Annotated in this window: 20 protein-coding genes and 1 tRNA gene; all 21 read right to left on the minus strand. The window is 68.5% G+C overall.

From position 1 onward, the window contains the following. Nucleotides 1-93: 93 nt before the first annotated feature. Nucleotides 94-1,608, minus strand: coding sequence for an amino acid permease (locus VNE60_14260; protein HVB32685.1), 1,515 nt, complete (start codon nucleotides 1,606-1,608; stop codon nucleotides 94-96). A gap of 172 nt (nucleotides 1,609-1,780) precedes the next feature. Then, nucleotides 1,781-2,623, minus strand: coding sequence for a hypothetical protein (locus VNE60_14265; GenBank protein HVB32686.1), 843 nt, complete (start codon nucleotides 2,621-2,623; stop codon nucleotides 1,781-1,783). Between the two features lie 112 nt (nucleotides 2,624-2,735). Then, the gene (locus tag VNE60_14270; protein ID HVB32687.1) at nucleotides 2,736-3,173 is read right to left on the minus strand and encodes a biopolymer transporter ExbD; all 438 of its coding nucleotides are present in this window, start codon (nucleotides 3,171-3,173) and stop codon (nucleotides 2,736-2,738) included. A 5-nt stretch (nucleotides 3,174-3,178) separates the two neighbouring features. Beyond that, the gene (locus VNE60_14275; GenBank protein ID HVB32688.1) at nucleotides 3,179-3,652 is read right to left on the minus strand and encodes a biopolymer transporter ExbD; all 474 of its coding nucleotides are present in this window, start codon (nucleotides 3,650-3,652) and stop codon (nucleotides 3,179-3,181) included. Between the two features lie 30 nt (nucleotides 3,653-3,682). Next, nucleotides 3,683-4,420: a MotA/TolQ/ExbB proton channel family protein gene (locus VNE60_14280; GenBank protein ID HVB32689.1), complete on the minus strand. Its 738-nt coding sequence runs from the start codon at nucleotides 4,418-4,420 to the stop codon at nucleotides 3,683-3,685. Nucleotides 4,421-4,486: 66 nt separating this feature from the next. Continuing rightward, a complete protein-coding gene (locus VNE60_14285; GenBank protein HVB32690.1) occupies nucleotides 4,487-5,200 on the minus strand; it encodes an energy transducer TonB in 714 nt (237 codons plus the stop codon). Nucleotides 5,201-5,336: 136 nt separating this feature from the next. Further along, on the minus strand, nucleotides 5,337-6,842 hold the full coding sequence (locus VNE60_14290) for a HAMP domain-containing sensor histidine kinase (GenBank protein ID HVB32691.1): 1,506 nt from the start codon (nucleotides 6,840-6,842) through the stop codon (nucleotides 5,337-5,339). A 24-nt stretch (nucleotides 6,843-6,866) separates the two neighbouring features. Next, nucleotides 6,867-7,535, minus strand: a complete 669-nt coding sequence (locus VNE60_14295; GenBank protein HVB32692.1) for a response regulator transcription factor — start codon at nucleotides 7,533-7,535, stop codon at nucleotides 6,867-6,869. Between the two features lie 3 nt (nucleotides 7,536-7,538). After that, a complete protein-coding gene (locus VNE60_14300) occupies nucleotides 7,539-8,891 on the minus strand; it encodes a sigma-54 dependent transcriptional regulator (protein ID HVB32693.1) in 1,353 nt (450 codons plus the stop codon). Continuing rightward, nucleotides 8,888-10,267, minus strand: a complete 1,380-nt coding sequence (locus VNE60_14305; GenBank protein ID HVB32694.1) for an ATP-binding protein — start codon at nucleotides 10,265-10,267, stop codon at nucleotides 8,888-8,890. Before VNE60_14305 ends, VNE60_14300 begins: the two co-directional genes overlap by 4 nt. 294 nt (nucleotides 10,268-10,561) lie before the next feature. Further along, nucleotides 10,562-11,035: a redoxin domain-containing protein gene (locus tag VNE60_14310; GenBank protein ID HVB32695.1), complete on the minus strand. Its 474-nt coding sequence runs from the start codon at nucleotides 11,033-11,035 to the stop codon at nucleotides 10,562-10,564. 105 nt (nucleotides 11,036-11,140) lie between these two features. Next, nucleotides 11,141-11,213: transfer RNA gene (locus tag VNE60_14315), tRNA-Ala, on the minus strand. Between the two features lie 127 nt (nucleotides 11,214-11,340). After that, nucleotides 11,341-12,666: a hypothetical protein gene (locus VNE60_14320; protein HVB32696.1), complete on the minus strand. Its 1,326-nt coding sequence runs from the start codon at nucleotides 12,664-12,666 to the stop codon at nucleotides 11,341-11,343. Further along, a complete protein-coding gene (locus VNE60_14325) occupies nucleotides 12,663-13,409 on the minus strand; it encodes a cytochrome c (GenBank protein HVB32697.1) in 747 nt (248 codons plus the stop codon). Before VNE60_14325 ends, VNE60_14320 begins: the two co-directional genes overlap by 4 nt. After that, nucleotides 13,399-13,899, minus strand: coding sequence for a DUF3341 domain-containing protein (locus VNE60_14330; protein ID HVB32698.1), 501 nt, complete (start codon nucleotides 13,897-13,899; stop codon nucleotides 13,399-13,401). The genes VNE60_14325 and VNE60_14330 overlap by 11 nt, the downstream gene beginning before the upstream one ends. Next, entirely contained in the window at nucleotides 13,899-15,308 is a 1,410-nt protein-coding gene (gene nrfD, locus VNE60_14335) for an NrfD/PsrC family molybdoenzyme membrane anchor subunit (protein ID HVB32699.1), read from the minus strand. Before nrfD ends, VNE60_14330 begins: the two co-directional genes overlap by 1 nt. A gap of 12 nt (nucleotides 15,309-15,320) precedes the next feature. Continuing rightward, on the minus strand, nucleotides 15,321-18,452 hold the full coding sequence (locus VNE60_14340; GenBank protein ID HVB32700.1) for a 4Fe-4S dicluster domain-containing protein: 3,132 nt from the start codon (nucleotides 18,450-18,452) through the stop codon (nucleotides 15,321-15,323). An 84-nt stretch (nucleotides 18,453-18,536) separates the two neighbouring features. Continuing rightward, the gene (locus VNE60_14345) at nucleotides 18,537-19,220 is read right to left on the minus strand and encodes a cytochrome c3 family protein (protein HVB32701.1); all 684 of its coding nucleotides are present in this window, start codon (nucleotides 19,218-19,220) and stop codon (nucleotides 18,537-18,539) included. 287 nt (nucleotides 19,221-19,507) lie between these two features. Then, nucleotides 19,508-20,269 (minus strand): hypothetical protein, encoded by a 762-nt coding sequence (locus VNE60_14350; protein HVB32702.1) that lies wholly within the window; start codon nucleotides 20,267-20,269, stop codon nucleotides 19,508-19,510. Continuing rightward, on the minus strand, nucleotides 20,266-21,147 hold the full coding sequence (locus VNE60_14355; protein HVB32703.1) for an amidohydrolase family protein: 882 nt from the start codon (nucleotides 21,145-21,147) through the stop codon (nucleotides 20,266-20,268). Before VNE60_14355 ends, VNE60_14350 begins: the two co-directional genes overlap by 4 nt. Then, the gene (locus tag VNE60_14360; protein ID HVB32704.1) at nucleotides 21,144-22,460 is read right to left on the minus strand and encodes an aminotransferase class III-fold pyridoxal phosphate-dependent enzyme; all 1,317 of its coding nucleotides are present in this window, start codon (nucleotides 22,458-22,460) and stop codon (nucleotides 21,144-21,146) included. Before VNE60_14360 ends, VNE60_14355 begins: the two co-directional genes overlap by 4 nt. Between the last annotated feature and the right edge of the window lie 18 nt (nucleotides 22,461-22,478).

Genomic DNA, 22,478 nt, shown 5'->3' on the forward strand with positions numbered 1-22,478 from the left:
CGCCGGACGCGGCGGGGCGCCACGCGGTCGTCGGTCGAACGGAAGGCGCCGTCCGCCGAGGCGGACGCCGCAATCCGGTGCAGCGCGCGGCGTTCAAGCGGCTGGTTTCTCCACCGCGCGCCAGAGGAAGTACACGGGAATGCCGATGGCCACGATCACCAGGCCCGAAACGGCTTCGGTCCTGGAAGGCGGCGACATCAGAATAAGAATCATAACCCCCGCCGCCATCGCGAGGTACAGGGCCGGGACGAACGGGTAGCCCACCACCCGGTACGGCCGTTCGGCGTCGGGTCGCCGGGCCCGCAGGATGAACAGCCCGGCCGTGGTGAGCACGTAGAACACGAGATTGGCGAAGATCACATAGTTGAGCAGTTGCCCGTAGGTGCCGCTGAGGCAGAGCAGTGCCGTCCAGACCGACTGCAGCACGAGCCCCACGGCGGGCACCCCGCGGCCGCTCAGCGTGCCCGCGGCCTTGAAGAACAGTCCGTCCCGGGCCATCGCGTAGTACACGCGGGCGCCGGCCAGAATGAGGCCGTTCATGCAGCCGAACGTCGAGATCAGAATCCCGATCGCCATCATCGTGCTTCCCGACGCGCCGAACATCTGTTCCATGGCCGCCGTGGCCACGCGGTCCTGCGTGGCCGCCGTGATGCCGCGGGCCATGACCGTGGCGCCGTGCGGGTCGCCGGCGAACGGCAGGACGTTCAGGTACGCCACGTTGGTGAGGAAATACAACACCGTGACCAGCCCGGTGCCGAGCATCAACGCGAGCGGCAGGTTGCGCTGCGGATTCTTCACCTCCGCCGCCGCGAACGTGACGTTGTTCCAGGCATCGCTGGAGAACAGCGAGCCCACGAACGCCGCGCCGAAGGCCACGACCCACGCGCCGGTGATGTCCACGTGGCCCCAGAAGTGGCCGCTGCCGAAGTTGGCCGCGATCGCCTGCGCATTGCGCCCCACCGTGAGGCCCAGGCCCATGAGCAGGAAGAGCGCGCCGGTCTTGATGATCGTGAGCGACGTCTGGACGAACTTGCCTTCGCGCACGCCGCGCAGGTTGATCCAGGTGAGCAGGGCGATGGCGAGCAGGGCCACCACGCGCTGCGCGGAGAGCCCGAACTGGATGGCGCTCGACGGATCGGTGCAGCCGAGCCACGCCGTGCACACGTCGACGTGGGGGAACCAGGCGTAGCGATCGGGGGAGACGCCGGGCGCGAGCACGCCCAGGAACTTGCCGAACGCCACGCCCACGGCGGCGATCGTCCCCGTCTGGATCACGGCGAACAGGGTCCATCCGTACAAAAAGCCCACGAGCGGGCTCATGGACTCTCTGAGGAAGATGTACTGGCCGCCGGCTCGGGGGAACATCGCGGCCAGCTCGCCGTAGCTGAGGGCGCCGAAGAGGGTCATCACCCCGGTCAGCAGCCAGGCCACGAGCAGCCAGCCGGGCGATCCCACCGACCGCCCCATGTCGGCCGAGACGATGAAGATGCCGGATCCGATCATGGCGCCGGCCACGAGCATCGTCGCATCGGTGAGCGTGATGGCCTTGACGAATCCGGATGGTGCCTGAGTCGATGACGCGTCGGATTTGGCGGTCACGTTCGACATGCAACTCCCAAGTAGTGCGCGTGGGAATCATCCGGCGGGCGGGGCGCGCCGGGGGGCAGGAAGCCGCGCAATAATAGCGCGAGGCGCAGCCCCGGGGCCAGGGGAAGTCCGCGAAGAATTTCGTGGCGTGCCGACGACGGGCCACCGCGCGCGACGGGGGCGGCCTCGTGGGTCAGTACAGATCGACGACGATCTGCGCCTTCATGCGCAGCGGCGTGCCGTCCGGCATCGTGCCGGGCCGAAACTTGAACGACCGGAATACGTCGCCCAGCCGCCGGTTATAGCCCCCGTTGGGGGTGGGGGTGAAGTCCATGCTCAGCACGCGGCCCGTGGAATCGACGTCGAACTCGGCGACCAGGTGAAAGCCCTTCACGTTGCCCGGAATGGGGTACGGCGGGAGAAAGACCTCGATCGGCTGCGGCGGATAGTTGGCCTGCGTCCCGCCGCCGGTGCCGGGCCCGGTGCCCGATCCCCGTCCCGTGCCGACGCCCGACCCCACGCCCCCGCCCCGGCCCGGCCCGTTGCCGGCACTGCCATCGCGCCCGCTGCCGCCCCCCGTGCCGATCGTGGATGCCACCTCGAGGGGTTTGGCGGCCGGGGCCGCGGTCGTGGGCACCGCGGTGATCAGCTCGGCCGTGGGCGGCGGCTTCTTGACCACGGGCGGCGGTGGCACGGCAACGGGCTTGGGCTTGGGTGGCTGGACTGCCGGCGCTTTGGGTTTTGGCGCCGGAGCCATGCTGACGAAATCGAGATGCTCGGTTTCGGCGCGCGTCTGACCGCCCGTGCCGCCGCGTCCGCCCCCTCCACCACCAGCGGGCCCCTTACCCCCGGCGCCCTGCAGGATCTCGACGATCGGGCCGTGGGCCACGAACGGCGCGATGAGGAGCAGGAGGATGAGGACATGCACGAGCACCGACACGATGGCGCCGAAGCGGCGGTTCTCGCGCCCCTTGGGGATACCCAGCGGGGGGCGGTAGGCTGGCCGGCTGGCGGGCAGAGTGGGGTCGGGATGCACGGACGTCCGGAAGTGAAGCGTAGGCGGGGCGCGGCGGGGGCCACCCCCGAAAGTAATACGACGGACGAGCCCCGAAGGGTTCGTCCGTCGTATCCCCGCGATATGGGCGGGATCAGCTCTTACACGATCCGCCGGCGGAGCCCGGCGTGTCCTTGGGCGGCACGCCGATGACCTTGACGCCGGCGCCGCGGGAGATATCCATGGCGTCGATGACGTCCTGGACCTTCACCTTGGGATCGCCCTTGATGAAGATGATCTTGTCCGGGCGCGGATCGTAGATATCGCGCAGTTCCTGGGCCAGCTGGTCGTGCGTGACGATCTTGGTGTTGATCGCGTAGCAGCCGTTGGGGCCCACTTCGAGCACGATCTGATCCGACTTCGCGTTGGCCGGGGCGACGCTCGGATTGGGATCGGGAAGCTGGAGATCGATGGCCTTCCGCATGGACGGCAGCGCCGCCATGAAGATGATCAACAGCACGAGCAGCACGTCGATCATGGGCGTCACGTTGATCTCGTTGCTGAGACCCGCCGAGCCGCCACCTGCTGACATGGCCATTAGGGCTTCCCTCCCGTGGGTTCCTTCATGTCCCCCGGCACCGTGGAGACGGTGCCCGGCTTCTGATCGCCGATCATCGCCACCACGCGGACGCCGTTCTTGGCCGCGATGTCCATGGCATCGAGCACCTTCTCGTACGGCAGGTTCTTGTCCGCCTTGAGGTACAGGATGTAGTCGTCGCGATCGGGCTGCGTGTAGATCGCCTTGAGGGTGCTCGCGATGTCCGCGTACTGGATGGGCCGCTTGTTGAAGTAGTAGTTGCCGTCGACGTCGATGCCGAGCACCTGATCGGTATTCGAGTCTTCCGGGTGGTCCTTGATGTTCTGGGCTACGGGGGGCGTCGCGTTGAATCCCGCGAGCAGCGCGGGAGTGACCACCATGAAGATGATCAGCAGCACCAGCATGACGTCGATCATCGGCGTCACATTGGGCGTGCTCTGCACGCTGCCCCCACCACCCGCTGACATGGCCATACGCCAGACTCCTAGGTCGAAGGGACGGGCCTACTGCTTGATCGGAGCGCCGGCGCTGGTCGACGCATTGAACTCACGCGTGAACCGCGAGCGGCCGAATTCGCCCGACACGCCCTTGATCAGGTAGTCGATCATTTCCTTCGACACGTACGTCATCTCGGCGGTCAGGTTGTCGATCTTGGTCGTGAAGTAGGTGTACGCCCACACGGCCGGGATGGCGACAAGCAGACCGAACGCCGTGGTGATCAGGGCTTCGGCGATACCGCCGCCGATGGCGGCCAGGCCGCCGGACCCGGACACGGCCATGCCCGTGAACGCGTTCACGATACCCATCGTGGTGCCGAGCAGTCCGACGAACGGCGCCGTGGCGCCCACGGTGGCGAGCACGGCGAGGCCGCGCTTGAGGTTGGTGATCTCGAGGAGCATGTTGCGCTCCACCGCGCGTTCGGCCGAGTTGATGTCGGCCACGGTCACGGAGCCGTCCTGGATGAGCGGCTTGACCTCACCCAGCGCGCCGCCGAGCACGAGCGCGACGTGCGACCGCTTGTAGCTCTCGGCGAGGTTGATCGCTTCGGTGAGATTGTCCTCTTCGAGGAACTGCGAGAACTCGGGGGCGAACTTGATGGTTTCCTTCTGCGCCTTGCGCAGGTTCCACCACTTCGAAACCATGACGGTCAGCGAGTAGATGGACATGGCGGCCAGGACGAAGACGATGCCCTTGGCGAAATTGCCCATCTGGTGCCAGAGACCAAGCAGTGAGACATCCATAAGACGTTGAACTCCGAATGAGGGATGCGAGGTTGAACGACCGCCGCGAGCGTGGCCGTCGAGGGACTACCGACCGCTGAGGCTGAACTGGAACGGCTGCTGCACGAGCTGTTTCACCTTGCGGCCACCGATCTCCGCCGGGTAGAACCGATAATTCTGCAACGCATTCTTGACGGCCTGCGAGAACAGTTCATGGGTGGTCTTGATGACCTTGAACGTGCTCATGTCGGCCCGGCCGTTGGTGTCGACCACGAACGAGGCGATCACTTCGCCCTCGATGTTGGCCGACCGGAGCATGTCGGGATAGTGCGGCGGTGCGTTGCCGGGCGCCATGTCGACCTGCTTCTCCACCTGGAAGGCGAAGAACGTGTTGCTCTCGTTCGGCGGCGCGGTGCCACCGACGACACCCTTGGCGATACCGCCCGCCACACCCTTGCCGGTGAAGTCGTTCTCGTTGGTGACGCTCTTGGAGAGGTCGATCTTCGGCAGCACGTCGGGAATCTTGATCGGTGCGGTGAGCACCTGGAAGCCCTTGGGCGGCGGTGGGGCTGCGACCACATCGGGCGGCGGCGGCGCCTTCTTCTCCGGCGGCGGCGCCTCCTTCTTCTCGACCTTGACGAAATCGACCTTCTCGGCCTTGGGCTTGTCGAACTTCTGCCCGGCCTGCAGCGTACCGTAGACCGCGGCCGAGATGAGCACGGTGTGCACCACCAGGCTCATGAACATGCCGCCAGCCGTCTTCTGCCTCTTGGCCTTCGACTCGATGAGGTTGTTGAACATATCCTCGATGATCCTGCCTGAGGGGAGGACAACACACGGGGAACGCAGGGAGTAAGCTACGATCACCGCGGATGATCGGAATACCGCGCAGATTAAGATACGATGAAGCGACTATTAGAAAGTCATGGCAACGGCGTCACGCCTCTTGCGCCTCGCCCGGCGGCGCGTCGGCGCCCTCGTCGGCGAGCATCGGCAGCAGCACCGTGAACACGCTCCCGCGCCCGAGGCGCGACTGCACGGTGAGCGTGCCGCCGTGCGCCTGGACGATCCACTGCGCGATGGCCAGCCCGAGCCCGAACCCGCCCCGCTCCGACGCCCGCGAGCGCACGCGGTCGGCCCGCCAGAACCGCTCGAACACATAGGGGAGATCGGCCGCCGAGATCCCCAGCCCGGAGTCGCGGACGGCGAACGCCACGGCGTTGTTGTTCCGGTGGCTCAACGTCATCTCCACCTTGCCGCCCCGCGGCGTGTACTTGATGGCGTTGGTGACGAGGTTCAGGAACAGCTGGCGCAGGCGCGCGGCGTCGCCCAACACCATGGCATCCTCCACGAGCGGCAGCGACACGGTGAGCCCGGCGCCCTCGCCGAGGATGGTGGCCGTCTCGGTGACATCGCGCACGATGGGCTCGAGGTGGATGGGCCCGCGGTGCAGATCGAAGCGGCCCTCGTCGGCGCGAGCGAGCGTGAGTAGGCTGTCCACGAGGTCGGCCATGCGGGTGATCTCCTGCATCGCCTCCTCGAGGGCGACGAGGCGGTCGGCCTGCGGCGTGCCCGGGTGCATGGCGCGCTCGATGTCGGCCCGCAGCACGGTGAGCGGCGTCTTGAGCTCGTGGCTGGCGTCGGCCGTGAACCGCCGCAGGGCGCCGAACGACGCCTGCAGGCGCGCGATCATCCGGTTGAGCGTTTCGGCCAGGCGGGCCAGTTCGTCGTCGGCGCTGTCGGTGGGCAGCCGGCGGTGGAGGCTGCGGCCGTCGGTGATCGCCTCGACCTCGTTGATGATCACCTCCACCGGCTTGAACGCGCGGGCCGACAGGAAGTACGCGGCGGCGAGCGAGATGATGAGCACGAGCGGCGCCAGCAGCAGCATGGTGCCGATGAGGAGCTGGGGCGCGAGGTCGGCCGTGGACGTGGGCACGCCGGCCACGACGCGCGACACGTTGAGCCCGGTGGCGGTATCGCTCATCGACACCACGAGCAGCCGCGCGTGGAACAGCGTGTCCATGGGCAGCGGCACCACCGCGCCGGCACCGCCGGCGAGGAGCGCCCGCCCCACGTTGTAGACAGTGTCCTGATCGACCTGGGCGAACAGCCGGAGCGTGGTGGACGAGTACAGGATCCGGTCCTGCGGATCGAGCACGATGAAGTACCCGGGCACGTGCGCCAGCAGCTCGTTCATCGCCGGCATGGGCTGGATCACCGGCCCGGTGATCGGGCGGCTCAGGATGGTGGTGAGCTGCTGGCCGCCGGTCTGGGCGGCGACGATGATGTGGAGCACCGTCTGCGCCTGGTCGCGGGCCCGCGCCGACAGCTCGTCGATGGCCGACGCCCGGCGCGCGGCGTACAGCGCGGCGCCGAAGGCGATCATCGTCGCGAACAGGAGGCCGGCGTAGGCCGTGGTGAGCCGGGTGCGGGTGCTGTTCATGGCGCGGGAGCGGCGGGGGCCGCGTCAGGCCTTGATCATGTAGCCGACGCCGCGCACGGTCGTGATCAGCCGCTTCTGCCGCCCGGCGTCGATCTTCTTGCGCAGGTGGTTGATGACGACGTCGACGATGTTGGTGCCGGGATCGAAGTGATAGCCCCACGCATACTCGGTGATGAGCGTGCGGCTCATCACGCGGCCCTGGTGCCGGATGAGGTACTCGAGCACGGTGAATTCCTTGGGCGTGAGCTCGATGAGCCGCGCGCCGCGGCGCACTTCGCGGGTGCCGAGGTCGAGCTGCAGATCGGCCACGCTGAGGATGGGCGACGCGATGGCGCGCGGGCGGCGCAGCAACGCTTCGACGCGGGCGAGCAATTCCTCGAACGCGAACGGCTTGGTCACGTAGTCGTCGGCGCCGGCGCGCAGCGTCGTGACCTTGGCATCCACGGCGTCCTGCGCCGTGAGCACGAGCACCGGCCGGCCGAAGCCGGAGTCGCGCAGCGACCGGAGCACTTCGAGGCCGCTCTTGCCGGGCAGCCGCATGTCGAGGATGATCAGATCGTAGGCTTCGGAGCTGGCGCGACGTTCCCCTTCCTCGCCGTCGGGCACGAGATCCACGGCCCACCGCTGCTCCTCGAGTCCGCGCTTCACATGCTGCCCCACCGTGGGGTCATCCTCGATCACCAGGATGCGCATGGGTCAGGGCCGCCGGGGCCGCTTGAGGCCGTACTCGCGAATCTTGCGATACAGGGTCTTGGGCGAGATGCCGAGGACGTCGGCCGCGTGCCCCTGGTGCCAGCCGGTGTGGGCGAGCACCGATTCGATGTGCCGCCGCTCGAGATCGCTGAGCGACACGCGGCTGCCGGGCAGGCCCGCGGCCAGCTTCACCTGGGTGATGGGCAGGTCGGCCGCCGAGAGCACCGGCCCGCGGTGCAGGAGCAGGGCGCGCTCGATGACGTTGCGCAGCTCGCGGATGTTGCCGGGCCATTCGTAGGCCTGAAGCATCTCCACGGCGTCGGGGGCGAGCGTGGGGGCTCCCTGGCCGCGGAACCGCTGCAGGAAGTGCTCGGCGAGCAGGGGAATGTCCACCACCCGCTCGCGGAGCGGCGGCAGCGCGATCGTCACGGTGTTGATGCGGTACAGCAGATCGCCGCGGAACTTGCCCTCGCCCACCAGCGTATCGAGGTCGCTGTTGGTGGCCGTGATGAGGCGGGTGTGGATCTCCACGCGCTGCATGCCGCCCAACCGGAAGTAGCTGCCGTGTTCGAGGGCGCGGAGCAACCGCCCCTGCATGCGCGATTCGAGTTCGCTCACCTCGTCCAGGTAGAGCGTGCCGTTGGTGGCCATCTCGAGGAAGCCGATCTTGCGCTCGGCGGCGCCGGCGAACGCGCCGCGCTCGTAGCCGAACAGCTCCGTCTCGAGATTCTGGTCGGACAGCATGGCGCAGTTGAGGTCCACGAACGAGCCCGATCGCTCCGAGAGGTGGTGGATGGCCCGCGCCACGAGATCCTTGCCCGTGCCCGACTCGCCGGTGATGAGCACCGGGGCGTCGCTGGGGGCCGCCTTCTCGATCACATCGAGCACCGCCTGCATGGGCGCGTAGCGCGTCTCGACCACGGGCGCGCCGTCGATCCGCGAGAGGCGCTGGTGCAGGAACTGGTTCTCGCGGGCGAGCTGCCGCTTCTCCCACGCCCGCTGCACCAGCACGTCGATCTCGGCCATCCGGTACGGCTTGGTCATGTAGTCGTAGGCGCCGAGCTTCATGGCCGTGATCGCGTTGTCGATGGTGCCGTTGCCGGTGATGATGATGACCTCGGGCGGCGCGGGGTCCTCGCGGATCTGGCGCATGACCTCGAGGCCGTCGAGCTCGGGCATGACGATGTCGAGCAGGGCGACGTCGAACGACTCGGCGCGCATGGCTTCGAGCGCCTGGCGCCCGTCGGACGTGACGCGCACCGAGTGCCCGCGCCCGGCGAGGTACGAGGCCAGGATCTCGGCGAGCTTCTGCTCGTCCTCGGCGATCAGGATGCGAATGCCGTTGTCGTTGCTCATCGCCCGGCCTCCTCGGGAAGCACGATCCTGAACACGGAGCCGTGGCCGAAGGTGCTGCTCACCTCGATGCGGCCACCGTGATCGGACACGATGGAATAGCACACCGACAGCCCCAGACCGGTCCCCCGCCCCACGGGCTTGGTGGTGAAGAACGGCTCGAAGATCCGGGGCAGATCCGCGCGCCGGATGCCCTCGCCCCGGTCCTCCACGTCGATCAGCACCGCCCCCGCCTCGCGGCTGGTGCGCACCTGGATCGTGCCGCGGTCGCGCATCGCGTCCATGGCGTTGAGGAGGAGCGCCATCACCACCTGGATGAGCTGCTCGTCGTTCCCGATCACCGGGGGGAGGTCGGGTTGCAGGGCGACGGCCACCTCGAGCTGCTTGAACCGCGCATGGTGGCCGAGCAGGAACAGCGTGCGCTCGACGATCTCGTTCACCGCCACGCGTTCGCGCTGGGCCGGCTTGGGCCGGCTGAAATCGAGCACGCCGCCGACGATCGTGCTGCACCGATTCACCTCGTGCGCGATGAGGCCGAGCACGGCGTAGAGCTCGGGGACCAGGGCGTCGCCGCCCAGCGCGCCCTCCCGCACCCGCATGTCCAGCGATTCCGACGCGGCGGCGATCGTGGCCAGGGGATTGTTGATCTCGTGCATCACGCCCGCGGCCAGCGTGCCGAGCGCCGCGAGCTTCTCGGCCTGCGCGATGCGCGCCTCGGCCTGTTTCCAGTCGGTGATGTCCTCGCCGATCGTGATCGCGTGGGTGATCTCGCCGCCGCCGGTGCGCATGGGGATCTTGGTGAGGCGGTAGATGCGCGGCTCGCCGGTGGCGTTCGATTCGGTCTGGAACTGCTGGATCTCCCCCGTATCGAAGAGCTGCTGGAACTCGTGGCGGAGCACGTCGGCCGGCTGGCGGTGGAGCACGTCGAAGATCGTGTGGCCGAGGACTTCGGCCCGGGCCACGCCCTGCAGGCCCGTCTCACGCTTGCTGTTCCAGGCGCGCACGCGGAAGTCGCGGTCGATGACGTAGAGCCCCACGGGCAGCGTATCGACGATGCGCTCGAAGAAGGCGCGCTGCTCGTCGATCTCGCGCGTGCCGGCGGCCACCGTTTCCTCGAGGCGATTGGCGCGCTCGGCCTGGGCGAGCATCGGCGCGAGCACGCTGCCCACGTCGTTCAGGAACTTCCGCTGCGCGGCCGTGACGGCGTTCGCCAGGCGGACGACCAGGATGCCGCCGCGGCGTTCGCCCGCCCGGAGCGGCACGATGAACGGCGCGGTCGCGGAGCGCCGCCGCTCGCGGAGGGCGCGGGCCGCGAGCTCGATGGTGAGCCCATCGTCGCCGACCGCCCACGTCTGGCGGGGACCGGCCGGACGATCCACCCAGATGCTGCAGCCGCGGGCCCCGACCTCGCGCCGGACCGCACGCAGCGCGGCCGGAATGGCCCGGTCCAGATCCTCGCCGCGGGCGAACGCCTGCGCGACGCGATGAAGCGCATCGCCCGACCCACGCGCGGGCGTGGCCGTCCTGGGGCGCGCCGGCGGTCGAGCACTGGAGGAGCGAGAGAGGCGAGGCAGGGGCGAACTCCGGCGGGATAGGATTCGCAAGCTACGGCGCCGCGGGGGAACGGACAAGATGACCGATCCCCCGCGGCGGTAATCCAGATACACGCGGCGCTACTTGAGCTTGGCGATTTCGGCGAAGATTTCCGAATTCTGGCGCCGATCGCCCGGCTTGGCTTCGACGTGAGCCCAGCGGACGATGCCGCTCCGATCGATGAGGAAGTACGCGCGGTTGGAGTAGAAGCGATCCTCGATCAGAGTGCCATAGGCGCGCGATACGTCGCGCTTGAAATCACTGAGGAGATCGGCCTTCATGGCGTGTTTCAGCTTGAACTCCTGGAGGCTGTTCACGGAGTCGACGCTGATCGGGAGGATGACCACGTCCCGGGAGGCGAACTGATCGTAGTCGTCGCGCATGTCGCACAACTCGGAGGTGCAGACGCTGGTGAAGGCCAGCGGGAAGAAGGCCAGCAGCACGTTGCCGCCGCGGAGCGCCGAGAGGGTGACGGGTTGTCCGGAGGTGGAGGCGAGCGTGAAATCGGGGGCGGTCTGGCCGGCGGTCGGGACTGGAGCGATGGTGTTGGACATGGGCGGTGGGATGAAGGACGAGGGGACGGACGGGGCCGGCAAACGAACGCGAGGACCGCGGGCGGAATCGGCGCGCGGTCCTCGCGTGGTCCGGCCGGACGGCCATGGAGCGTAAGGGGCTCGAACCCTTGACCCCCGCCTTGCAAAGGCGGTGCTCTCCCAACTGAGCTAACGCCCCGAGTTGAACATCAAATATAAGCGGCTCGGTACCGTTGCAACGACGCGGCGGTGCCGCGGGAAACAGGAGGGGCCCGGCGGCAGCCGGGCCCCTCGAACTGCGAACTCCGTCCTACCGTCCTACCAGGCTACTCATGCGCCGGCAGCGGCTCCATCGTCTCGGGATCCACCGGCACCTGGATCTCGTCGCGATAGGGCGAGGTCATGGCGGTGAGGCGCATGCGCGGGAAGGCGTCCATGAACTTGATGTAGCACAGGCCCCAGAGGCCGAGGTACAGCGCCGCGACGCCGAGTTCCCAGACGCCGAACGGCGCCGAGGCGGTCACGCCGTACGCCGAGGGATAGACCTCGATGTAGCGCATGAGCCAGAGGCCCACGAGGCTGGACACCGCGAAGAAGAGGTGCGTGGGCCGGTACATCTTGGCGGCCTTGGAGATCAACCCGAAGAACGGCAACACGAACGCGAGACAGACCGACGCGACGGTGATCACCATCCACGGGTGGATCAGCCGGAGGCGCATGAAGAACGTCTCGTCGCCCATGTTCCCGTACCAGATCACGAGATACTGGCCGAACGTCAGGTAGCCCCAGAACGCGGTGAACGCGAAGCAGAGCTTGCCGAGGTCGTGGATCTGCTTGTCGGTGATCAGGTCCTCGGCGTTCAGGTATTTCCGCCAGGCGTGCACGAGAAGGGTGAGCACCATGAACGCCGAGAGCCAGGCGCCCATGAAGAACCACCAGCTGTAGAGCGTGCTCACGAAGTGGAGGCTCAGGCCCATGGAGAGGTCCCAGGCCAGCACCGACCAGCCGTAGCCGTAGAGCAGCACCATCGCCACGGCGAGCTTGCCGTGCAGGGAGTGCGTGCGGTGGATCTCGCGGCGCTCGTCGCCGAACCCGCGCCGCATCCGGGCGCGGATGCCGGCGGCCCACGGGGCGCCCGCCTCGGGAATCTGCGCCACGTCCAGTCGCACCGAGCGATACACGAACCAGATCGAGAGGATCGTGAGGAGACCGTAGATCACGATGTCCCGCACGGTCAGGAAGAGCGGGTTGAAATAGGTGGCCCGCTCGGGGTTCGGATACGCCTGGTGCGCCCACGGGAAGATGTACCCCTTGCCCACGAACAGGCTGACGAGCAGGAATACGAATGCCACGGGCAGGAAGGCCACGTAGCCTTCCGCCATGCGCACCACGGGACGCGACCAGCGCGCCGTGGTGATGCGCTGGACGGCGACGATCGTCGCGCCGGCGGACGTGAGCCCGGCAAAGAACAGCCAGTTGAACTGCCAGGCGTGCCACACGCGCTCGGGGGCCAGGAACAGGCCGGCCGCGAACACGAGCGCGCCGACGGCGGCGAGCGCGAGCGAGAGCGTGGTGAGCGATCTGGGGAGCGGCTTGCTGGTGGCCGCCAGGATTTCGTCGCGCGTCGGCACGCGGGGAGGATGGAGGCTCACGGCTGCCGTCCCTTCTTCGAAGTGTCCGCAGGCGCCGGCACGCGGACGATCGCGTGCTGCGCCGAGTCGAGGGGCAGGCCGGCCTGCGAGCCGGTCTGGATGTAATACGGCGCGGGACGGGTCGGTCCCATCTGCGTGACGCCGGGCAGCGTGGCGCCGGTCTCACCGGGCTTGCCGAGGGGGCCGGTGGCCACGGTCACGCCGGGCAGCTTGCCCTGCAGGGCGCGAATGTAGTTCACGATGTCCCAGCGATCGGGCTCTTCGATGCGGTTGTACGTGGGCATGATGCCGCGGCCGTTGCGGATCATGCCGAAGATGTAGCCATCCGACAGGCTCTTGGCGTGATCGGACGTGAGCGGCATGGGCACCATGCCGTACTTGGTGGCGATGCCGTCGCCGGCGCCGGCGAAGCCATGGCACACCGAGCAGTTGATGGCGAAGTACTTGTGGCCGTTGGCCAGCGAGCGGGCGTCGGGCGCCACGGGATTCTTGATGCCCGACATCGAGTCGATGGTAGTGGGCAGCTGGGCCCGGCTGTAGATGAAGCCCGGCGCCGCCGTGCCGTACACCGACACTGAATTCTGCGGATTGCCGCGGGGCGGAATCGTGTCGGACGCGCTCTGCCACGGATGGATGCTCGGTTGCCGCTTCATGTCGGTGAACCAGGAGCACCCCGAGAGCATCAGGGCGGCATACCCGAACGCGGCGATGCGCATCGCCTGGCGCGGGAGACTAGCGCTCATGCCGCACCTCCGTCGCGCCGTGCCGGCGGAGCAGGTCGGCGGCCGCGTCGGCGCGGGCCGGGGTGGTCTCGACCCACACGCCGAAGTGCCCACCGCTGAACCGCGGGTCGTAGCCCACGGTGGTGGTGAGCCGCGGCACGCGCGCATTGGCGAACATGCCGAACACCGTGGCCAGCGAGCCGACGAGCACCATGACCTCGAAGCCGTAGATCGTGTACGGCACCCAGGCCACGATGGCTTTTCCGCCGACCACGAGGGGCCAGTAGCGGGACACCCAGACCCAGATCCAGTAGCCGAACGAGCAGCCGAGCAGGCCGCCGATGAGGGTCCACCGGCGCACGTGGCTCTCCGGCCGGGCCAGCAGCTCGTCGAACTCGTGGCGCGGCGTGGGCGTGTACACCGTGATCTCGCCGAACCGCTCCTTCTTCAGGTCTTCCACCGCATGCACGGCGGAATCCAATTCGTGAAAGGCCCCGATGACGCCTTGCATCAGTGGGCTCCTCCGTCCGCGGTCTCGTGCTTCATGCGCGCCGGGATGAGTTCCTTGAATTCCGAGATCGCGATCGTGGGCATCTGCTTGATGAACAGCAGGAACCACATGAAGAACCAGCCGAAGCTCCCGAGCAGGATGGCGTAGTCCACCCACGTGGGCGCGTAGCTGCCCCACTGCCAGGGCTCGAACTCATGGGACAGCGAGGGCACGACGATCACGAACCGCTCGAACCACATGCCGAGGTTGATGAACAGCGACAGGATGAACAGCCAGGTCGTGTTGCGGCGCAGCTTCTGGGAGAAGAGCGACAGCGGGAGCACGGTGTTGCAGATCAGCATGATCCACGCCGCCCACGCCCACTGGCCGAACACGCGATTGTACCAGAACTCCTGCTCCACGCTGTTGCCGCCGAGCCACCCCATCTGGAACTCGGTGAGGTAGGCGAGCCCGACCACCAGCGACGTGAACAGGCACAGCTTGGCCGCGGCGTCGAGGTCGTTGAGCGTGATGTAGTGCTGGAGCTTGAAGAACTTGCGCAGCGGGATGACGATCGTGAACACCATCCCGATGCCGGAGAAGATGGCGCCGGCCACGAAGTACGGGGGGAAGATCGTGGCGTGCCAGCCCGGCGTGTTGGCCATGGCGAAGTCGAACGACACGACGGAGTGCACGGAGAGCACGAGCGGCGTGGCGAACGCGGCCAGGAACAGGTACGCCCGCGCGAAGTGGCGCCACTCCCGATCGGAGTTGCGCCATCCCATGGCGAGCACGGCGAAGAGGCGCTGGCGGATGGGGTTCTTCTCGCGATCCCGGATGACGGCGAAGTCGGGAATGAGTCCGACATAGAGGAAGGTGGCCGACACCGTGAGGTAGGTCAGGATGGCGAAGACGTCCCACACCAACGGGCTTTTGGGGTTGGGCCAGATCATGCGCCAGTTCGGATACGGAATCAGATAGAAGAACTTCCACGGCCGCCCGAGGTGCAGGATCGGGAACAGGCCGGCCGTCATCACCGCGAACACCGTCATCGCCTCGGACACGCGATAGATGCTGGTGCGGAATCCGGCCCGGAACAGATAGAGGATGGCGGAGATCAGCGTGCCAGCGTGGCCGATACCGACCCAGAACACGAAGCTGACGATGTAGACGCCCCACATCACCGGCGGGTGGTACCCGGCGGCGCCCAGGCCCGTGTAGATCTGGTAGATCCACGTCCCCGCCCCGATCAGGAGGCAGAGGATCGCCACGGCGAGCATGGCGAACCACCCGAGCGTGGGACGCAGGGTGGCGACGATCTCGCGATCCACCTGTTCGTAGGTCTTGATCGCCGGAAAGTGCACATCCGCCGAAGCGACGTTGGGGCGGAGCTCGTCGGCCGGCGGGAAGGGCGCGGCAGTCGTGGCCATACTGGGCGCTCCTTAAGCGTTCGCCGCCGTTGCCGGCGTCGGATGGTTGACCTTCTTCAAGTATGTCACCGCGGGGTAGGTGTTGAGTTCCGTGAACACGTGGTACGCGCGACGGTCCTCAATGAGCTTCGTGACCGACCAGCGCTCGTCCGCCGCATCACCGAAGGTGATCGCCCGCGACGGACAACTCGCGGCGCACGCGGTGGTGAACTCGTCCGGGATCAGCTCGCGATGCTCGAGCGTGGCCCGGTTCTCCGCCTCGCGAATGCGCTGCACGCAGAACGAGCACTTCTCCATGACGCCCTTGCTGCGCACCGTGACGTCGGGGTTGAGCTGCCAGTTGAGCGGCTCGGGGAACGCGTACTGGCGGCGGTCCTTCTCGCCGTACCCGAACCAGTTGAAGTACCGCACCTTGTAGGGGCAGTTGTTGGAGCAGTAGCGCGTGCCCACGCACCGGTTGTACACCTGGACGTTGAGCCCGTCGGGCGAGTGGTACGTGGCGAACACCGGGCATACAGGCTCGCACGGCGCGTTGCCGCATTGCTGGCACATCATCGGCACGAACCGCCCTTCGAAGTGCTCGCCGAACTTGGCGTCGAGGTTGCCCTCGAAGTAGCGCTCGAGACGAATCCAATTCATCTCGCGGCCGCGCACGATGTTGTAGCCGGTCTTCTCCACCGCGTACACGGAGGCGTTCTGCCAGGCCGCGCCCACGGTGGGGATGTTGTTCTCCGAATAGCACGCCGTGACGCATGCCGAGCAGCCGGTGCACCGCGCCAGGTCCACGGTCATCGCCCAGCGCCGTTTGGCCATGCCGAGCGGGTTCTTGGGATCGTACATCCCGAGATGCGTGCCCGAGTCGGCCGCCGTGGGGGCGCCGAGTTCACCCTGCGCATCGGCCGCCACCGGCGCCCGGAGCCCCGGCAGGTACTCATGCGACGCATCGCCGGGAACGGTCGCCTCGGGCACTTCCTCGGCCTTGCCGCTGAGGAGGTCGGTGATCGAGATCGCCTGCGCGATGCCGCGCCCGTGCTGGCGGGCCGAGCCTTCGGTGGACGGCACCAACTCGTGGTCGGCGGTCTTCGTGATCGACGCCCGGGTGGAGGTCCACACGAAACCGCCGGCCGCGTCGGCGGTGGCCGTCATCACGTCGAACGGATTCACCCCCACGTTCCGCGCGTAACGGCCGTAGCCCCACTGGAGGTTGGTGACGGGATTCTGGTGGAGCGGATCCCAGTTGGGAACCGGCGAGGCGGCGCGATGCCCCTGCCCCAGCGCGAGGGCGACCGTGTCGGGCCGCACGCCGAGGTAGAGGTACGCAGGCGCCTTCACCGAACCGTGGGCGGTTTTCACTTCCACGACGTCGCCGCGCTCGATGCCGAGCCTGGTCGCCGTCTCCGGATGGATCTCGACCCACGAGCTCCAGAGGATCTTGGCAACGGGATCGGGCAGCTCCTGCAGCCAGGGCTTGTTGGCGCCGCGCCCGTCGCCGAACAGCGCGTGCGGATGGGTGACCAGGTAGAAATCGCCGCCGGCGGCGTCGAGCGACGCCGTGCGCGCGGGCGCCGGCGCCGCGGCCGGCGTGGGCCGGGCGGCGATCGTGCCCGCGGTCACGCCCTTGGGCAGCGCGGCGGCGAATGCCGCCGGGCCACCGACGAACCGCGCCATGAGCCAGGCGCGATAATCCTTGGCCGGGAACCTGGCCGCGGCCGCCGGATCCTTCTGGGCGAGCGCGAGCAGCACGTCACCGGCGCCGCGCGTGCCTTCGAACACCGGATCCATGGTCGGCTGCTGGAGCGAGAGCGTGCCCTTGATGGGTTGCGAGTCGCCCCACGTTTCGAGTGCGTGGAGATCGGGCAGGATGAGATCGCAGAGTTCCGCGGTCTCGTCGGGCTGCGTGGCGAACGCCACCTTGAACGGCACCTTGGCGAACGCGTCGGCGAAGTTGGCCGCACGCGGCAGGTAGTACGCCGGGTTGGTGCCGCGCACCATCACCAGCGGCACGCTCCCGCCGCGCATGCGTTCCACCGCGTCGGCGAGGTCGGTGTATCGCGACATCCCGTCGAACAGCGTCACCGGCTCGGCGGGCAGGATCGTCTTGCCCACGTTGCCCGCCGCCTGATTGATGGACGCCACGGCGAGCGCCACGTCGAGCGCGTTGTCGGTACGCACGCCGGAGAGCACGAGGCTCGGCCGGCTCGCGCCGATCTCCTTGGCCAGCGCGCCGAGGACGTCGGCGCCGATGCCGCTGGCCTGGGAGGCCTGCGCGATCGAGACGTTGCCGCCGCGCCCCATGGTGCCGAGGACGGCCTGGGCGATCAGATGCTCGGTGCCGGGCTTGCAGGCGATCCACTGGTCGGCGTTGAGGCCGGTGAGCGAGCGGCGCGGGCCGATGTAGATGAACCGCGGCGCCGTGGCGACGTTGGCGCGCGCATCGGCGAAGTCGAGCTGCTGCGGCACGGCGGCGCCCCAGCCGTCGAGGAAGTCGGCGCCGAACGAGACGATGAGGCGGGCGTCGGCGAAGCTGAGCCGCGGCCACGCGACGCCGTAGCTGCGGCGGTTGGATTCGAGCGTGGCCTGGTCGGCTTCGAAGTCCACGCTCACGTGCGGCTTCATGCCGAAGGCGGCCAGCCACTGGTCCACGAACTCGGCAAAGCTGCCGCTCTCGTGCTGATTGATGAACAGGGCGTTGCCGGCCACGTTGCGGCTCTTGGCCTCGCCGAGCTTCTGGCTCACGAGGGCGAGCGCATCGTTCCAACTGATCGCCTCCCAGCCACCGGCCTTCTTCATCAAGGGCGTGCGCAGGCGGTCGGGATTGTACAGCCCCTGGAGCGCGGACTGTCCGCGGGCGCAGATCGCGCCGCGGTTGAGCGGGTGCGCCGGGTTGCCTTCGAGCTTGATGGTACGGCCGTCGCGCGTCTCGGCGATGACGCCGCAGCCCGCCGCGCATTCGCGGCAGGTGGTGGCGTAGTAGGTGGAGACGCCGGGCACCGTCTGGTCGGGCGAGATGAGGTACGGAATCAGCTTGCCGGCCTTCTCGGGGCTGCAGCCGATGGTACCGACGGCGGCGCCGCTGGCTCCGAGAATCTTCAGAAAGTCTCGGCGCTTGACGCCCTTGTCCTTCGGTTCCGATGCCTTGCTCATGAAATGTTCCTCGAACGACGAACGACGCGCGCGGCGCGCGCGAAGGACCAGACCTGCGAGCGGTGGGAAAGGATCACGGGGCGCTCAGTAGTGGCAGACGGAACAGTCGTAACGCGCCTTCTTGCGCAGCGAATCGGGCGTGGCGGCGGGCGGATGGTCGGCCATCGCGGCGGGAAGGACGGCCCCGCCCTTCCCGTCGGACACCATCGACGCCATCTCCTCGCCCGTGCGCGGATCGTAGCCGTTCACGTGGCAGTTCACGCACCAACCCATATTGAGCGACGAATACTGATAGACGCGGTCCATCGTCTGGATGGGTCCGTGGCACGTCTGACAGGTGACGCCCGCGTTCACGTGACGCATGTGCGGAAAGTGCACGTACTCCGGCAACTTGTGGATGCGCACCCAGGGAATCGGGTGGCCGGGCTTGCTCGGATACCCGGCGTATTCCCAGAGCTTCTCGATGCCGACGCTCTTGCGGGCGGGCCCGAGGTCGGTGGCCGGGCGCTGCGGCCCGATCAACGTGTGACACCCCATGCACGTGGACACGGCGGGGAGTCCCGGATCGGGCGACTTGTTGGCCGCGTAATGACAGTAGACGCAGTTGATCCCGAGCTTGCCGACGTGCACCGAATGCGGGAACGCGATCGGCTGGATGGGAGAACTGTTCTGCGAGGAGGATGCGCCGCTGTAGGCGGACAGGATCACAGCCCCGGCGGCCAGTGCAATCAGCCCGGGAATGGCTGTCCACTTCCTTCGCTTGGTCATCGCGATGTGGTGCGGGAGGGTCTCACGTTGGATACGGGAGCCTTGTGGTGGGGAAGCGCCGGTTTGTGAACGAATTCACAAATCTGTGACGGACGAAAAAATTTCACCGCCCGGGCCATTTCGCGCAAGTATTGTACGCCAAGAAGTTACCACGCTTGGGCATCTGCCCCACCAGGCCACCGCGAGCCTCGCGATCGGCCCCGTGGATCACCGGAGACGCCGCGCCCCGCGACCCGAGCGCGCCCTGCCATTCGACACTCGCAGGACCCCGGCGCGTGGTGGCTGCGTCACACGAACAACCGATCGGGATCGCCGAGTGTGGCGCCGGCCACGTCCTCTGGCAGCAGCGCGAGATTGGCCCGCGGCGCCTGCGTCAGGCGCAACGGCCACTGGGTGCCGTACACGAACCGCTCGGCGCCGATCGCGCGGAACAGCTTGGCCAGGTGGTCTTCGGGCGGGCCCCAGATCCACGAGATGTCCCAGAGCACGCGCTGCCGCTCCTCGGGGGTGAGCCCCCAGTGCACCTCTTCGATCATGTCGCGCCCCGCCGCGGTCACGACGAGGCGGACGCCCTGCCCCGCCCGCGCGAGGTCGCGCACCGCGGCGGCCGTGAGATCGCCGGCGCGATCGAGCGGGTGGCGCTGGCGCAGATCTTCGAACCGCACGGTGAGCAGCACCGCGAGCCTGGCGGCGCCGCAGGCGACGACCAGCTCCCGCATCCGGGCGTCGTGCGGACCCATCTCCCAGAGCGTGGGATACGCGCGCACGGCGGGAGCGCCGGCGTCCACGGCCGCGCGCAGGGCGCGCTCCCAGTGGGGCCAGTCGGGGCGGATGGTGGGCACCGGCCGCAGCGTGCTCGCATGCGGCGCCAGGGCCGTGTAGAGTTGGGCGTTGCCCGCGGACGGATCGCGATAGAACGCGCTGGGCAGGTGCCCCACCCACGCGCCCCGCAGCCCCTCGCGTTCGAGCACGCGCACGAGCACGTCGGGGTCCGGGTGCGGCAGGTACCGGAACGGATACGGTCCGATGAGCGCGTTGACGTCGATCATCCGGCCACCGGCGCCCGGCGCGATAGGGGCGCGTCGATGCCCGGGAAGCTGCCGGGCGGAAAGATGCGCAGCGCGTTGCCGTACCGGATCCGGGCCGCGTCGTCCGCGGTGAGGCGGATGGCCTCGAATCCCATCAGCTTGGCGAGCCCGGTTTCCATCGTCACGTCGCTGCCCCACACCAGCCGCTCAGCGCCGAGGCGCAGGATGGCTTCGTCGAGCATGCCGCGATCGACGCCGCTTCCCGAGAGATCGGCGAGAATGTTGGGGACGTCGGCGATGGCCGGAAGGGTGTGCATGTAGTCGCCGCCGCCGCCGATGTGGGCGAGGATGAACCGGACCGTGGGGTGCCGGCGCGCGAGCTCGGCGAGGTCGAGGCCATCGGAGATCTCCTGCGACGGCCACTCGCGCGTGCGGTGCTGCCAGATATGATGGAGGATCGGCAGCCCATGGCGCGCCGCCGCTTCGCAGATCGGGTCGAGCAGCGGGTCGCTGGCGCGGCGGCTGGCGGCGAGCTTGATGCCCACGGCGCCGGCCGCGACGCCGCGGCCGATCTCGTCCACCGCGTGCGCGGTGTCGTTGGGATTCACCGTGACGTACATGCGCACGCGATCGGGATGCGCGGCGGCGATGGCGCGCATGGCGTCGTTCCCCGCCGTGACGTCGCGCGGCGACGGGAAGTACGTGGGCGACGTGAAGCCGAAGCTTCCGAGGATGGACGCGACGTGGTACGTGACGCCGATGCGCTCGCCGGCGCGGAAGCGGGCGGCGTTCACCGCCTCCCAATCGGCGCGGCCGGCGTGGGCGTGCAGGAAGTGGGCGTGCGCGTCGATGAGCGGCGCCGGGCCGGCGAGCGGGGCCGCGGGCGTGGCGGGGGTCACGACGGCTCGAGCATCTCGACGAACGACGCGCTGGCGGCATGCTCGATGGCGCGCACGGCGTCGTCGTCGTGGGCCACGCAGGCGTAGTTGTAGGCGCCGCGCTTGAACAGGACGCCGTGGGCCATGGCGCGCTCCAGGAAGTCGTGCTCGACCGCGGGATCGTCGAACCGGAGGAACCACATCGGATCGAGCCCCTCGAGCCGGACGCCCGGGATGCCGCTGGCGGCGATGGCCGCCGACACCACACGCCGCATCTCAGCGCCATTCTTGGCCAGCGCCTCGCAGATGTCGGCCTGCTGATGCCAGTCGAGCACGACGTACGCCGCGGCGAGCGCGCTCGCCTCCCCGGCCAGCGTGGACGAGATCCACGTGCGGCGCGCGGCGTCCATGAGGTCGGCGCGACCACACACCGCGGAGAGCGGGAATCCGTTGGCGAGCGCCTTGCCGAACGTGGCGAGGTCGGGGGTGACGCCGGAGATTTCCTGGTAGCCGCCGGGCGCCAGCCGGAAGCCCGTCTTCATCTCGTCGAAGATGAGCGCGGCGCCGCGCTGCGTGCAGATGGCCTGGGCGCGGGCGATCCAGGCGGCGGAGGGCAGACGCTCCACCACCGGCTCGAGGATGATCGCGGCGAGCCGGTCGCCGGCCCGGTCGGCGGCGGCGTCGAGTGCGGCGAGGTCGTCGAACGGAACGTCGATGGTGTCCTGGCGAGCGCCGGCGGGAACGCCCGCCGCGTCGCACGCCCAGTCGTGCCAGCCGAGATAGCCCGACGCGATGACGACGTCCCGCCCGGTGTATGTGCGGGCAATGCGCACGGCGGCCGACGTGGCCTCGGCGCCGGTCTTGAGAAAGCGCACCTGCTCGGCACACGGCACCATGCCGCAGAACCGCTCGGCGACTTCCACCTCGAGGGCGCTGGACAGGCCCGCGACGTGTCCACCGCCGACGGCGTCGAGCACGGCGCGCGTCACGTGGGGTTCCGCGTACCCGAGCGCGACGGCGCCGAGGGCCATCGTGCAATCCACGTACGTCTCGCCGTCGGTGGCCACCACGTGGCACCCCGCGGCGTGCAGGAAGTGGGTGGGGGCGTCGGGCGTATCGGACCCGAACAGGCCCATGGGGCGCTTGCTGGCCGTGGACGAGCCGCCGGGGATGAGCTTGGCGGCGCGCTCGGCCCACGAGTGATCGGCCGCCGCTTCGGGCGCGTCGGCGTCGTCTTCGGGGACGAGCGACTCGGGCGTCTCGTCGTCGGGCGGTTCGGACACGTCGGCGGCGGGCTGTGCCTGGCCGCGATCAAAAAATCGTTTGAAGACCATGTCGTGAAAAAGGGTGGC

Source organism: Gemmatimonadaceae bacterium (assembly GCA_035533755.1).
Classification (GTDB): Bacteria; Gemmatimonadota; Gemmatimonadetes; order Gemmatimonadales; family Gemmatimonadaceae; genus JAGWRI01.